Origin of the sequence: Nocardioides kongjuensis, assembly GCF_013409625.1 — a bacterium.
Lineage (GTDB): Bacteria > Actinomycetota > Actinomycetes > Propionibacteriales > Nocardioidaceae > Nocardioides > Nocardioides kongjuensis.
The window spans coordinates 4,877,360-4,890,114 of the sequence record NZ_JACCBF010000001.1; the positions used below are offsets into that span (position 1 = coordinate 4,877,360).

A 12,755-nucleotide genomic window follows, 5' to 3' on the forward strand; every position below is an offset into this window, starting at 1 on the left:
TAGGGTGGGCACCGTGCCGGACTCCCCGCTCACGCCCAAGGCGGCCCAGACCCGCGCGACGATCCTGGCGACGGCGCTGCAGCTGTTCCGCGAGGACGGCTACGACCGCACCACGATGCGAGCCGTCGCCAAGAGCGCCGGCGTCTCCCTGGGCAGCGCGTACTACTACTTCGCGTCCAAGGAGCACCTCGTCCAGGCGTTCTACGACGAGCTGCTCGCCGAGCACGAGACGGCGGTCGAGGCAGTGCTGGCGAAGGAGTCCGGCTTCGCCGGCCGCCTGCGCGGGAGCCTCGAGGCCTGGCTGGACATCGCCGAGCCGCACCACGCCTTCGCGGCGCAGTTCTTCCGCAACGCGGCGGACCCGGCCAGCCCGCTGTCGCCGTTCAGTGCCGAGTCCGCGCCGGCCCGTGACGGCAGCATCGCGCTGATGCGCCGGCTGCTGGCCGGCTCGGACGCGAAGGTGTCGCGGCGTCTCGAGACCCGGCTGCCGGAGCTGCTCTGGCTGCTGCAGATGGGGATCGTGCTGTTCTGGGTGTACGACGGCAGCCCGGGCCAGCAGCGCTCGCGCACCCTGGTGCGGGGCGTCGTACCCCTCGTCGACCGGCTGGTCCGGATGAGCAGGCTGCCTGTCCTGCGGGGCGTCGTCGACGACGTGCTCGGGCTGCTCGACGCGATCCAGGGGTCGGCGGAGGGTTAGGAACAGGTCCGTACTTTGGTCGCTACCCGGTGCATCTGTAGAGTGCTCCCCGGTGGATCTTTCCCCCATGCTCGGTCGCGCCCTTCGCCGGGAGCGTCGTGGGTCGGAAGAAGCCGCGGAGGGCACTAGCTCAACTGGCAGAGCATCGGTCTCCAAAACCGAAGGTTGGGGGTTCAAGTCCCTCGTGCCCTGCAAGACGTGACGACCAGCCGGCCGGACGGTCGGCTGCTGACAAGGAGAAGGTGAGCAGCGTGGCGGATGCTCCGGCAGTCCGTGGAGGCCGCAAGGACTCCTCGGGTGGCAAGCAGTCCGAGAACCGCACCGGGCCGGTTACCTTCTACCGCCAGGTCGTCGCCGAGCTCCGCAAGGTCGTCTGGCCGACCCGGGAGCAGCTCGGCACCTACTTCGTCGTCGTCATCGCCTTCGTCCTCGTGATGATCGCCCTCGTGTCGGTCCTCGATCTCGTGCTCGGAAAGCTCGCGTTCGAGGTCTTCACCGGCGCCGACGACATCTGAGAGCTGACGCGCACCCGCGTCGGCTGAACCTGTTTTTCTTCAACTGATGGAGCAGCACGTGTCCGAGCAGTACGACCCGGCCCAGGCTGACGAGGCGCTCGCCGAGGCGGCCCACGACGTCGCCGACGTCGAGGAGGCGGAGGACACCGCCCTCGAGGACGCCTTCGAGGCCGACCTCGACAACGAGCTCGACGAGGACGTCGAGATCGACGACACCGTCGACGTCGAGGGTGCCGACGAGATCGCAGCCGTCGAGGACGACGCCGACGACGACTCCGACGACGACTCCGACGACGAGGGCGAGCCCGCCGAGGCTGCTGACGAGGACCCGCTCGAGGCGTTCCGCCGCGAGCTGTGGGCCAAGCCCGGCGACTGGTTCGTGGTGCACACCTACTCCGGCATGGAGAACCGGGTGAAGCAGAACCTCGAGAACCGGATCCACTCCCTCAACATGGAGGACTACATCCACGAGATCGTGGTCCCCACCGAGGAGGTCGCCGAGATCAAGAACGGCCAGCGCAAGATGGTCAAGCGCACCGTTCTCCCCGGCTACGTCCTGGTCCGGATGGACCTCACCGACGAGTCCTGGGCCGCCGTGCGGCACACCCCGTCGGTCACCGGCTTCGTCGGCCACAGCCACCAGCCGGTGCCGCTGAGCATGGACGAGGTCGAGAAGATGCTCGCCCCGGCCGTCGTCACCGCGGCTGCCGCCGAGGCCGAGGCCGCTGCGGCCAGCACCCCGGGTTCGCCCGTCACGCCGGCCAAGAAGCCGATCGAGGTCGCCGACTTCGACGTCAACGACTCCGTCCTCATCGTCGACGGCGCGTTCGCCACGCTGCACGCGACGATCACCGAGATCAACGCCGAGGCCCAGCGGGTCAAGGCGCTCGTCGAGATCTTCGGCCGCGAGACCCCGGTCGAGCTCTCGTTCTCCCAGATCCAGCGGGTCTGAATTTCGCTTCTCCGGGCCTCGGCGCGGAGAATGTCAAGGTTGCCCGGCCCCGGTCGGGCGACGTGGCAGAGGCGTACGACGTACGCCTCGTCATGACCACGAGAAGAAAGAGATAGAGGAATGCCTCCCAAGAAGAAGATCGCCGCACTGGTCAAGGTGCAGCTGCAGGCTGGCTCGGCCACCCCGGCTCCGCCGGTCGGTACCGCGCTCGGTCCGCACGGCGTCAACATCATGGACTTCTGCAAGGCGTACAACGCCCAGACCGAGTCCATGCGCGGCAACGTCATCCCCGTCGAGATCACCATCTACGAGGACCGGACGTTCGACTTCATCACGAAGACGCCGCCGGCTGCCGAGCTGATCAAGAAGGCCGCTGGCCTGCAGAAGGGCTCGGGCGTCCCGCACAAGGAGAAGGTCGGCAAGCTGACCAAGGACCAGGTGCGCGAGATCGCCACGACGAAGCTCCCCGACCTCAACGCCAACGACATCGACGCCGCGATGAAGATCGTGGAGGGCACTGCGCGCTCCATGGGCGTCACCGTCGACTGAAACACCGTGGAAGGGCCGCGCTGGCCCGCTGACCACACCTCCTCTTCGACTTAAGGAATCACCATGCAGCGCAGCAAGACCTACCGCGCGGCTGCCGAGACGTTCGACAAGAACGAGCTCTACGCGCCGCTGGCCGCGATCAAGATCGCCAAGGCCGCCAGCAAGAAGAAGTTCGACGAGACCGTCGACGTCGTCATGCGACTGGGTGTCGACCCGCGCAAGGCCGACCAGATGGTCCGCGGCACCGTCAACCTGCCGCACGGCACCGGCAAGACCGCTCGCGTCCTCGTGTTCGCGAACGGTGACAAGGCCGACGCCGCCCGCGAGGCCGGCGCCGACTTCGTCGGCAGCGACGACCTGATCGACAAGGTCGCCGGCGGCTGGACCGACTTCGACGCCGTCGTCGCCACCCCGGACCTGATGGGCAAGGTCGGCCGCCTCGGTCGCGTGCTCGGTCCCCGTGGCCTCATGCCGAACCCGAAGGTCGGCACCGTGACGCCGGACCCGGCCAAGGCCGTGACCGACATCAAGGGCGGAAAGATCGAGTTCCGCGTCGACCGCCACGCCAACCTCCACTTCATCGTGGGCAAGGCCTCCTTCTCCGAGCAGCAGCTCGCCGAGAACTACGCCGCCGCCCTCGACGAGGTGCTGCGGCTCAAGCCGGCCAGCTCCAAGGGCCGCTACCTGAAGAAGGTCACCGTCTCCACGACCATGGGCCCGGGCGTCCAGGTCGACCCCAACCGCATCAAGAACGTCGCGGTCGAGGACGAGGCCTGATCCCTCTCTGAACCACGGTTGTCGAGCAGGTCGCGCAGCGACCGACTCGAGACCCGACGCCCGCCGCTCCCCCCGGGGACGGCGGGCGTCGCACTTTTCCGGTGCCCTCCTAGGGTGGCCGGCGTGAAGCGCCTGCTCGGGTCCGTGCTGCTCCTCCTCGCCCTCTCCGGCTGCTCGGGAGAGGCCGAGCCCGGGGCGAGGACGCCGACGGGGGAGCCCGACGGCACGACCGCACCCCCCGGCCTCGACGAGGTGTCCCCGGGCTTCGACGAGAGCCCCGACGGCGAGCCGCCGGTGCCCGACGACCAGCTCGAGGACGCCGCGCTCACCGCGCTGCTGCGCACCCGGGCCACGGCGTACGGCGGCGACCACTGCGCGGCCGAGCAGGTCGAGGTGTCGCTCGAGGGCTACGACCAAGCGGCGGGCCATCGCTACAGCCGGGTGGTGGTCCGCAACACCGGCGACGACGCCTGCGTGGTCGAGGGCGTGCCGGGGGTGGGGGCCCGCGGCGCCTGGGGCACGACGTTCGTCAACGAGATCGGTCCGGGAACCGGCGATGCGCCGGCCAGCCCGGTGCTGCTGAGTCCGGGGGAGAGCGCGGCCAGCGGCCTGGAGTGGACCGGCGACCTGGCGGGCGCCGAGTCGGAGCACGTGTCGCTGCTCGTGCTCCAGCTCGCGCGGGGTCAGGTACCCCTCGCCGTACCCGCCCGCATCGGCGTCGAGACCTTGGACATCGGCCCGTTCACGACGATCCGGCTGGCGCCGTTCGTCCGTACTTCTTGACCGGTTCCGTCGCTTCCTGCCCGTTGCAAAGGCCAGGAAGCGACGGAATCACCGCTGAAGAGGTGATTCCCGCGCCGCCGCCCCTCGGGGCCGCGCCGACAACCTCACCCGCGGGTCAGGGACTCCAGCGCCGCCAGCTCGACGCACACCGCCACCCCGGCCATGGCGGCCTGGACCTCGTCGAGGACGGGGAAGGTCGGTGCGAGCCGGATGTTGCGGTCGCGCGGGTCGTTGCCGTGCGGGAACGCCGAGCCGGCGGGGGTCAGCGCGATGCCGGCCTCCTTGGCGAGCTGGACCACGCGCGAGGCCGTGCCGTCGAGCACGTCGAGGTTCACGAAGTAGCCGCCCGTCGGCACGGTCCACTCGGCGATGCCGAGCCCGGCCAGCCGCGAGGACAGCGCGTCCTCGACCGCCGTGAACTTCGGCGCGATCAGGTCGCGGTGCTTGCGCATGTGGTCACGAACGCCGTCGGCGTCGTCGAAGAACTCGACGTGGCGCAGGTGGTTGACCTTGTCGGGGCCGATGGCCGCGAAGCCGAGCCGCTCGAGGTACCACGCCTTGTTCTCGGCGGAGGCCGCGAGCGCGGCCACGCCGGCGCCGGCGAAGGTGATCTTCGAGGTCGAGGCGAACATGATCGGCCGGTTCGGGTGACCCGACGCGGCAGCCAGCCCCAGGGCGTCGGCGCTCTTGGTCTCGACGTCGGTGAGGTGGTGCACGGCGTACGCGTTGTCCCACAGGATCCGGAAGTCCGGCGCCGCGGTCGGCATCGCCATCAGCTCGGCGGCGACCTCGGCGGAGCAGACCGCCCCGGTGGGGTTGGCGTACGTCGGCACGACCCACATGCCCTTGACGGCCGGGTCGTCGACGAGCGCGCGCACGGCCGGGACGTCCGGGCCGTCGGCGTTCATGGGCACGCTCACCATCTCGATGCCGAGCTCGGCGAGCATCGTGAAGTGGCGGTCGTAGCCGGGCACCGGGCAGATGAACTTCACGACCGGCTCCTGCGACCACGGCCGCGGCGAGTCGGGGCCGCCCTTGAGCAGCAGCGCGGTGAGGACCTGGTGCATCATCGTGAGGCTGGAGTTGCCGCCGCACACGACGCTCGCGACGTCGACGCCGAGCAGGTCGGCGAAGATCTCGCGCATCTCCGCCAGACCCTCGAGGCCGCCGTAGTTGCGCACGTCGGCACCCGAGCGGTCGCGGTACGACGACGGCAGGCCGAGCAGGTCGTTGGACAGGTCGAGCTGGTCGGAGCCGGGCTTGCCCCGCGTCAGGTCGAGCTTGAGGCCGCGGGCCTTCAGCTCGTCGTAGGCGGCGCGCACCGTCGTCAGGCGCGCGGCGAGGTCGTCGGCGGACAGGGCGGACAGCGGCGTCGCGGAGGAGGGCATGAGGACCATCGTGCCAAGTCCGCGCGCGGCGCGCGCGCCCGGTCCGCGACTCAAGCCGCGCTCACGCGCCGCGGCGCACGTCGGCGGGCGACCAGAACGCCCGCATGCTCGTGATCAGGCCGTCCTCGGCGAAGGTCATCACGTCGATCGGCTCGATCACCGACTGCTCCGCACCGGTGCCGGACACGACCCGGAAGCTGAACGCCGCCTCGCTGCCGGCGACCCGGACGGCGAGCAGCTCGGTGGTGCGCCGGCGGGTGGTCAGCACCTCGTAGAACGCCGCGATCTCGTCGGTCCCCTTGCGGGCCGGCGAGCCGACCGGGTCCTCGAGGGTGGCGTCGGCGGCGTACAGGGCGGCGATCTGCGCCCCGCTGGTCGCGTTCGCGACCAGGTCGAGGTAGCGGACGACGGTGGCACGGATGTCAGCGGTCATGCCCGCATGGTCGGCAGGGCGAGCCGTACGGCGGGCCGCCGGTCCCGGTCGCCGGGACCTCGGGCGGGCACCGCTCCCCGATTTGGCCGCGCGCCGCGACCGCCGTACCGTTGTCCACTGAAACCTTTAGACCGCCGGTCGTCCGGGCTCCGAGCCCTGACCGAAGGTTCCGCCGAGAGGCGGACGGCCTGCGCAGGGGATCAGAGCACTGCCGAGCGCGAGAGCGCGAGGTCCACGCCCTGAGCGCCTGCGCTCGGGGCGTCCGTCATTTCGACGGGAACTTCGCGGAGGTCAACCATTCCGGAAGGAGACCCATGGCGCGGGCAGACAAGCAGGCCGCCGTCGCGGAGATCGCTGAGTCGTTCAGCGAGTCCGCAGGCGCTGTGCTGACCGAGTACCGCGGTCTCACCGTCAAGGAGCTGCAGGACCTTCGCCGCTCCCTCGGTGCGAACGCCAGCTACGCCGTGGTCAAGAACACGCTGGCCAAGATCGCCGCCAAGGAGGCGGGGATCGACGGCTTCGACGACCTGCTCACCGGCCCGACCGCGATCGCCTTCATCCAGGGCGACGTCGTCGAGGCGGCCAAGGGTCTGCGTGACTTTGCCAAGGCGAACCCCGCCCTTGTGATCAAGGGTGGCGTTCTGGACGGCAACCTCCTCGACGCGAAGGAGATCGCCAAGCTGGCCGATCTCGAGTCGCGCGAGGTGCTCCTGGGCAAGCTGGCGGGCGCGATGCTCGCTTCGCTCAGCCAGGCCGTCTACCTCCTCAACGCCCCGCTCGCCCAGGCTGCCCGGCTCGCCGGCGCCCTGGAGGCGAAGGCGCAGGAGGACCCCTCGATCCTCGCAGGTGGTGCCGGTACGCCGGTCGCCGCCGAGGAGGCTCCGGCTGCCGACGAGGCTGCCGAGGCCCCCGCTGACGAGGCTCCCGCCGCGGACGACGCGGACGCGGCCGCCTCTGACGAGGGCGACACCGCCGAGGCCTGATCGGCCCCGGCGTCACCACCACCTGAAACCCCGGCCAGCGCGCGACGTGCGCACGCAGGCCACCTGAGAAAGGAACCGCCACCATGGCGAAGCTCACCACCGACGAGCTCCTCGACGCGTTCAAGGAGATGACCCTCATCGAGCTCTCCGAGTTCGTGAAGCAGTTCGAGGAGACCTTCGGCGTCACCGCCGCTGCCCCCGTTGCCGTTGCCGCTGCCCCCGCCGCCGGCGGTGCCGCGGACGCCGGTGACGCCGGTGCCGCCCAGGACGAGTTCGACGTCGTCCTCGAGGCCGCTGGTGACAAGAAGATCAACGTCATCAAGGAGGTCCGCGCGCTGACCTCCCTCGGCCTCAAGGAGGCGAAGGACCTCGTCGAGGGCGCCCCGAAGGCGATCCTGGAGAAGGTCAACAAGGAGACGGCTGACAAGGCCAAGGAGGCCCTCGAGGGCGCCGGCGCCACCGTCACCCTCAAGTGACCCGTCCCTGAGACGACTCACTCGGTCACGGGGCCGGCAGAGCACTGCTCTGCCGGCCTCGTGCCATTTTTCGCGTCGGAGCCGATCGGCCGCTACCACTACTCGCGAGTTGGACGCTAGGTGCTACTCGCCAGTACCTTTCGGGTCTCGGTGGCCGGGTGCGCGTGACGCGCGCCACGGTTGCCGCGTAACGTGCGCCACGCGGTTGCGTTGTTCCTTCGCAGCCGGGGCCGGCGAGCGGACGTAGGGAGAGGGTTGAACATGGGCGTCGACGTACAGGTCACGAACCTGACGAAGCAGTTCGGGAAGCAGCTGATCTGGAAGGGCGTGACGCTGACCCTTCCCGCGGGCGAGATCTCCGTGATGCTGGGCCCGTCGGGCACGGGCAAGTCGGTCTTCCTGAAGGCGCTCATCGGCCTGATCAAGCCCGACGAGGGCTCGATCGTCATCGAGGGCACCGACATCGCCTCCTGCTCCGAGAAGGAGCTCTACGAGATCCGCAAGCTGTTCGGCGTGCTGTTCCAGGACGGCGCGATGTTCGGCTCGATGAACCTCTACGACAACGTCGCCTTCCCGCTGCGCGAGCACACCAAGAAGAGCGAGTCCCAGATCCGTGACATCGTCATGGAGAAGATGGACATGGTCGGTCTGCTCGGCGCGGAGATGAAGCTCCCGGGCGAGATCTCCGGCGGTATGCGCAAGCGCGCCGGACTGGCCCGCGCGCTGGTGCTCGACCCCGAGATCCTGCTGATCGACGAGCCGGACTCGGGTCTGGACCCGGTGCGCACCTCGTTCATCAACCAGCTCTTCGTCGACCTCAACGCGCAGATCGACGCGACCTTCCTCATCGTCACCCACGACATCCACAGCGTCCGGGTGGTCCCCGACCAGATCGGACTGCTGTACCACAAGCACCTGGCCATGTACGGCCCGCGCGAGATGCTCCTGTCCTCCGACGAGCCCGTCGTGCGCCAGTTCCTCAACGCGCAGACGATCGGGCCGATCGGCATGTCGGAGGAGAAGGACGCCGACCAGCTGGCAGCCGAGAAGGACATGGACCTGCCGCCGCTGCCGCCGATCCCGCTGCAGATGGAGCCCTCCAACGGCATCCCGCGTCGGGCGCAGGCCGCGCCCGGAGCCTGGTGCCGGGCCAACGGCGTCACCCCGCCTCCCGGATCGTTCACCCGCGAGGCCGAGCACGCGTCGGGCAGCCAGCAGCACTGAACCAGCAGCACTCCCGGAGGAACGACACACAAGGACAAGGAAAGGGGCGGTAGGTGTCGCTCACTGCTGCGCGCGTGGTCGCCCCACTCGGGACCGCGGGCAAGTTGTTCGCCTTCGCGCTCGACGTGGGTCGCGGGCTGTTCCGTCGACCGTTCCAGGGCCGCGAGTTCATCCAGCAGGCCTGGTTCATCGCGTCGGTCACGATCATCCCGACCGCCCTGGTCGCGATCCCCTTCGGTGCGGTCATCGCACTGCAGGTCGGTGGCCTGATCAAGCAGTTCGGCGCGCAGTCCTTCACCGGCTCCGCCTCGGTCCTCGCCGTCATCCAGCAGGCCGGCCCGATCGCGACCGCCCTGCTGATCGCGGGTGCCGGCGGCTCGGCCATCGCGGCCGACCTCGGTGCGCGCAAGATCCGCGAGGAGCTCGACGCCATGATGGTGCTGGGCATCGACCCGATCCAGCGCCTCGTGGTGCCCCGCGTGCTCGCCTGCATGCTCGTCGCGGTCTTCCTCAACGGCATGGTCAGCGTCGTCGGCGTCGGCGGCGGCTACGTCTTCAACGTGATCCTGCAGGACGGCACCCCCGGTGCCTACCTCGCCAGCTTCACCGCCCTGGCGCAGTTGCCGGACGTGTGGATCGGCATGATCAAGGCGCTCGTCTTCGGCCTGATCGCCGCGATCGTCGCCGCCTACAAGGGCATGAACGCCGGTGGCGGCCCGAAGGGCGTCGGTGACGCGGTCAACGAGTCCGTCGTGATCACCTTCCTGCTCCTGTTCGTCGTCAACTTCACCCTGAGCACGATCTACCTGCAGGTCGTGCCCCCGAAGACGGGTTAGGCGAGACGACATGGCGAGCATCAAGGCGATCTACGACCGGCCCATGAAGGGCCTGGACAACCTCGGTCACGAGCTGTCCTTCTACATCAAGGTGCTGCTGGCGCTGCCGCGCTCGGTCAAGCGCTACCCGCGCGAGATCCTGCGGATCCTGGCCGAGGTCACCCTCGGCTCGGGCGCCCTGGCGGTCATCGGCGGCACCGTCGGCGTCATCATCGGCATGACCTTCTTCACCGGCGCCCAGGTCGGCCTGTCCGGGTACGCCGCGCTCAACCAGCTCGGCACGGCCGCCTTCGCCGGCTTCGTCTCGGCCTACTTCAACACCCGTGAGATCGCCCCGCTCGTCGCGGGCATCGCGCTCGCGGCGACCGTCGGCTGTGGCTTCACCGCCCAGCTCGGCGCCATGCGCATCTCCGAGGAGATCGACGCCGTCGAGGTGATGGCGATCCCGTCGATGCAGTTCCTGGTGACCACCCGCGTCGTCGGTGGTCTCGTCGCGATCGTCCCGCTCTACGTCGTGGGCCTGCTGTCGTCGTACGTCGCCAGCCGGCTCGTCGTGACCCAGTTCTACGGCCAGTCATCGGGCACCTACGACCACTACTTCAACCAGTTCCTGCCACCCGGCGACGTGCTGTGGTCCTTCGGCAAGGTGCTGGTGTTCGCCGTGGTCGTCATCCTGATCCACTGCTACCACGGCTACACCGCCTCCGGCGGGCCCGCAGGCGTGGGCGTCGCGGTGGGCAAGGCGGTGCGGACCAGCATCGTGGCGATCAACGTGATCGACCTGTTCCTGTCGATGGCCATCTGGGGTGCCTCGACCACCGTCAGGCTCGCGGGGTGATCGGCTGATGGACCGGATCCTGTCCGCCCACAAGGCGCTCGGCGTCATCTTCGTGGCGCTGCTCGTGCTCGGCGTGTGGCTCACCTACGCGACCTTCACCAAGAAGTTCACCGACTACGACGAGGTCACCCTCAAGACCTCCTCCATCGGCCTCCAGCTCCCCACCCGCGCCGACGTCAAGGTCCGCGGCGTGATCGTGGGCGAGGTGCTCGACGCCCGCTCCGGTGCCGAGGGCGCGGAGCTGAAGCTCGGCATCTACCCCGACAAGATCGGCGTGATCCCGGCCAACGTGACCGGCTCGATCGTCCCGAAGACCCTGTTCGGCGAGAAGTACGTCTCCCTCGTCGTGCCCGACGCCGGCCCGAGCGGCACGATGCGCGCCGGCGCGACCATCGACCGCACCGAGGTCTCGACCGAGCTCGAGGAGGTCCTCTCCGACCTCTACCCGCTGCTGCGCACGGTCCAGCCCGCCGACCTCAACGCGACGCTGACCGCGATCGCCACCGCCCTCGAGGGCCGCGGCGAGCTGATCGGCAAGAACCTCGAGACCCTCGACGGCTACCTCAAGCGGCTCAACCCGCAGATCCCGGCGCTGCTCGAGGACCTCAAGCTGACCGCCGACGTGTCCGACACGTACGCCGACATCCTTCCCCAGGTGGCCCAGATCCTCGACGACACCGTGAAGACCACCGGCACCATCGAGGAGCGGGAGGCGGCGCTGACCGCCACCCTGCGCGACATCCGCAGCTTCTCCGACACCGCGCGGTCCTTCCTCGACGCCAACGCCGAGCGCCTCAAGCGGGCCGGCGAGCTCAGCACGCAGACCCTGGCGGCCGTGGCCCGCTACGCGCCGACCATCCCGTGCATGTCCGCCGGCATCGTCAAGGCCCAGGGCCGCCTGGCCGAGGCCTTCCGCGGCTTCGAGCTCCACATCGTGCTCGAGACGCTGCAGGACCAGCCGCGCAAGTACACCGCCAAGGACCGGCCGATCTTCGGTGAGGACCGCGGCCCCGACTGCCTGGGCCTGCCGGACATCCCGTGGAGCCAGGACAACCCGTACCCGCCGCTGCCGCACCTCAACGACGGCATGAACGGCAACACCGGCAAGGGCAACCTGCGTCCGGCCCCGACGGGCTACACCGGTAGCCCCGACGACGTGACCGCCCTGCGCGGCGCGCTCGACCAGGAGTACGGCAGCGACGCCGACCTCACGGTCCTGCTGGCCGGTCCCCTCGTCGCGGGAGGCGCCCGATGAGCGTGCGCGGCCTCGACAAGAAGACCAGCGGGGACCTGATCCGCCTGGTCGTGTTCATGGTGAGCACGGCCCTCGCGACGAGCGTCCTGATCATCACCATCGGCAACCTCTCCTTCGGCTCCACGAAGGAGTACGCCGCCGACTTCGTCGACGCCACCGGCGTCAACAAGGGCGACGACATCCGGATCGCGGGCGTCAAGGTCGGCACCGTGCAGAAGGTGGCGATCCTCGACGCCGACCGGGCCCGGGTGACCTTCACCGTCGACGCCGACACGAGGCTCGACGACGCCACCCACGCCACGGTCAAGTACCGCAACCTGATCGGTCAGCGCTACATCTCGCTGACCCAGGAGGGCGACGGCGGGCAGCAGCTCGAGGAGGACGCCGCGATCCCGGTCGGCCGCACCAAGCCGGCGCTCGACCTGACGGTGCTGTTCAACGGCTTCAAGCCGCTCTTCCAGGCACTCTCGCCCGACGACATCAACAAGCTGTCCTACGAGATCGTCCAGGTCTTCCAGGGCGAGGGCGGCACGGTCGAGGGCCTGCTGTCGAGCACCGCTTCGGTCACCCAGACCCTCGCCGACCGCGACAAGGTGATCGGCGAGCTGCTCAGCAACCTCGACTACGTCCTCGATCACGTGGCCGACCGCGACAAGCAGCTCACGAACCTGATCGACAGCTTCCGGACCCTGGTCGGCGGGCTCAACGACGACCGCGAGGCGATCCTCGGCTCCCTCGACTCGATCTCGGACCTGTCCGTGCAGACGGCCGCGCTGGTCACCGACATCAAGGACCCGTTCGTCAAGGACATCAAGGAGCTGCGCAAGGTCGCGGGCACCCTCGACGACAACCGCCAGGAGATCGACCGCGCGCTGCAGGTGCTGCCGATCAAGCTCACCAAGATCGGCCGCACCGCGGTCTACGGCTCGTGGTTCAACTTCTACCTGTGCCACTTCAAGGCCACGATCAAGGTCCCCGGACTCAACAACCCGGTCGGCGCCACCTACGGTGCGACCGCCGACCGATGCACGCTCGGATGAGGGGAGGAC

The 12,755-nt window shown here is 69.4% G+C and carries 15 protein-coding genes and 1 tRNA gene; 14 read left to right on the top strand and 2 right to left on the bottom strand.

From position 1 onward, the window contains the following. The first annotated feature begins 13 nt into the window (after nt 1–13). The 7 genes from BJ958_RS23405 (at nt 14) to BJ958_RS23435 (ending at nt 4,273) form a co-directional block, all read left to right on the top strand. A complete protein-coding gene (locus BJ958_RS23405; protein WP_343052774.1) occupies nt 14–697 on the top strand; it encodes a TetR/AcrR family transcriptional regulator in 684 nt (227 codons plus the stop codon). Nucleotides 698–816: 119 nt separating this feature from the next. Then, a tRNA-Trp gene (locus BJ958_RS23410) sits at nt 817–889 on the top strand. Nucleotides 890–948: 59 nt separating this feature from the next. Then, complete coding sequence (gene secE / locus BJ958_RS28225) at nt 949–1,212, top strand: preprotein translocase subunit SecE (protein WP_179729216.1); 264 nt, start codon at nt 949–951, stop codon at nt 1,210–1,212. A 46-nt stretch (nt 1,213–1,258) separates the two neighbouring features. Next, nucleotides 1,259–2,164 carry a transcription termination/antitermination protein NusG gene (gene nusG / locus BJ958_RS23420; RefSeq protein WP_179729217.1) on the top strand — a complete coding sequence of 302 codons (906 nt, stop codon included), beginning with the start codon at nt 1,259–1,261 and terminating at the stop codon, nt 2,162–2,164. Between the two features lie 120 nt (nt 2,165–2,284). Further along, nucleotides 2,285–2,713 carry a 50S ribosomal protein L11 gene (rplK, locus tag BJ958_RS23425; protein ID WP_141004427.1) on the top strand — a complete coding sequence of 143 codons (429 nt, stop codon included), beginning with the start codon at nt 2,285–2,287 and terminating at the stop codon, nt 2,711–2,713. A gap of 63 nt (nt 2,714–2,776) precedes the next feature. Beyond that, the gene (gene rplA / locus BJ958_RS23430; RefSeq protein WP_179729218.1) at nt 2,777–3,490 is read left to right on the top strand and encodes a 50S ribosomal protein L1; all 714 of its coding nucleotides are present in this window, start codon (nt 2,777–2,779) and stop codon (nt 3,488–3,490) included. 123 nt (nt 3,491–3,613) lie between these two features. Next, nucleotides 3,614–4,273 carry a DUF4232 domain-containing protein gene (locus BJ958_RS23435; protein ID WP_179729219.1) on the top strand — a complete coding sequence of 220 codons (660 nt, stop codon included), beginning with the start codon at nt 3,614–3,616 and terminating at the stop codon, nt 4,271–4,273. A gap of 104 nt (nt 4,274–4,377) precedes the next feature. Here BJ958_RS23435 and BJ958_RS23440 read toward each other — a convergent pair whose 3' ends face one another. Then, complete coding sequence (locus BJ958_RS23440; protein WP_218865944.1) at nt 4,378–5,661, bottom strand: aspartate aminotransferase type Ic; 1,284 nt, start codon at nt 5,659–5,661, stop codon at nt 4,378–4,380. 61 nt (nt 5,662–5,722) lie between these two features. Then, nucleotides 5,723–6,094 carry a nuclear transport factor 2 family protein gene (locus BJ958_RS23445; RefSeq protein ID WP_179729221.1) on the bottom strand — a complete coding sequence of 124 codons (372 nt, stop codon included), beginning with the start codon at nt 6,092–6,094 and terminating at the stop codon, nt 5,723–5,725. Between the two features lie 314 nt (nt 6,095–6,408). Between BJ958_RS23445 and rplJ the strand changes: the two genes are divergently transcribed. From rplJ to BJ958_RS23480, 7 genes are all read left to right on the top strand, one after another. Further along, complete coding sequence (rplJ, locus tag BJ958_RS23450; protein ID WP_179729222.1) at nt 6,409–7,077, top strand: 50S ribosomal protein L10; 669 nt, start codon at nt 6,409–6,411, stop codon at nt 7,075–7,077. Nucleotides 7,078–7,160: 83 nt separating this feature from the next. Next, a complete protein-coding gene (gene rplL / locus BJ958_RS23455) occupies nt 7,161–7,553 on the top strand; it encodes a 50S ribosomal protein L7/L12 (protein WP_179729223.1) in 393 nt (130 codons plus the stop codon). Nucleotides 7,554–7,814: 261 nt separating this feature from the next. Continuing rightward, nucleotides 7,815–8,777 (top strand): ABC transporter ATP-binding protein, encoded by a 963-nt coding sequence (locus BJ958_RS23460; protein ID WP_141800434.1) that lies wholly within the window; start codon nt 7,815–7,817, stop codon nt 8,775–8,777. Nucleotides 8,778–8,830: 53 nt separating this feature from the next. After that, nucleotides 8,831–9,613 carry an MlaE family ABC transporter permease gene (locus BJ958_RS23465; RefSeq protein ID WP_179729224.1) on the top strand — a complete coding sequence of 261 codons (783 nt, stop codon included), beginning with the start codon at nt 8,831–8,833 and terminating at the stop codon, nt 9,611–9,613. A gap of 10 nt (nt 9,614–9,623) precedes the next feature. Beyond that, entirely contained in the window at nt 9,624–10,451 is an 828-nt protein-coding gene (locus tag BJ958_RS23470; protein WP_179729225.1) for an MlaE family ABC transporter permease, read from the top strand. 7 nt (nt 10,452–10,458) lie between these two features. Continuing rightward, nucleotides 10,459–11,706 carry an MCE family protein gene (locus BJ958_RS23475; RefSeq protein WP_179729226.1) on the top strand — a complete coding sequence of 416 codons (1,248 nt, stop codon included), beginning with the start codon at nt 10,459–10,461 and terminating at the stop codon, nt 11,704–11,706. Next, on the top strand, nt 11,703–12,746 hold the full coding sequence (locus tag BJ958_RS23480) for an MCE family protein (RefSeq protein WP_218865945.1): 1,044 nt from the start codon (nt 11,703–11,705) through the stop codon (nt 12,744–12,746). Before BJ958_RS23475 ends, BJ958_RS23480 begins: the two co-directional genes overlap by 4 nt. Nucleotides 12,747–12,755 lie beyond the last annotated feature (9 nt).

Excerpts from the sequence above, each read along its gene's own strand:
- rplL (WP_179729223.1), top strand. The coding sequence starts at position 7,161 with ATGGCGAAGCTCACCACCGACGAGCTCCTCGACGCGTTCAAGGAGATG.
- BJ958_RS23480 (WP_218865945.1), top strand. The coding sequence starts at position 11,703 with ATGAGCGTGCGCGGCCTCGACAAGAAGACCAGCGGGGACCTGATCCGC.
- rplJ (WP_179729222.1), top strand. The coding sequence starts at position 6,409 with ATGGCGCGGGCAGACAAGCAGGCCGCCGTCGCGGAGATCGCTGAGTCG.
- BJ958_RS23445 (WP_179729221.1), bottom strand. The coding sequence starts at position 6,094 with ATGACCGCTGACATCCGTGCCACCGTCGTCCGCTACCTCGACCTGGTC.
- rplA (WP_179729218.1), top strand. The coding sequence starts at position 2,777 with ATGCAGCGCAGCAAGACCTACCGCGCGGCTGCCGAGACGTTCGACAAG.
- BJ958_RS23475 (WP_179729226.1), top strand. The coding sequence starts at position 10,459 with ATGGACCGGATCCTGTCCGCCCACAAGGCGCTCGGCGTCATCTTCGTG.
- BJ958_RS23470 (WP_179729225.1), top strand. The coding sequence starts at position 9,624 with ATGGCGAGCATCAAGGCGATCTACGACCGGCCCATGAAGGGCCTGGAC.
- BJ958_RS23460 (WP_141800434.1), top strand. The coding sequence starts at position 7,815 with ATGGGCGTCGACGTACAGGTCACGAACCTGACGAAGCAGTTCGGGAAG.
- BJ958_RS23440 (WP_218865944.1), bottom strand. The coding sequence starts at position 5,661 with ATGCCCTCCTCCGCGACGCCGCTGTCCGCCCTGTCCGCCGACGACCTC.
- nusG (WP_179729217.1), top strand. The coding sequence starts at position 1,259 with ATGGAGCAGCACGTGTCCGAGCAGTACGACCCGGCCCAGGCTGACGAG.
- rplK (WP_141004427.1), top strand. The coding sequence starts at position 2,285 with ATGCCTCCCAAGAAGAAGATCGCCGCACTGGTCAAGGTGCAGCTGCAG.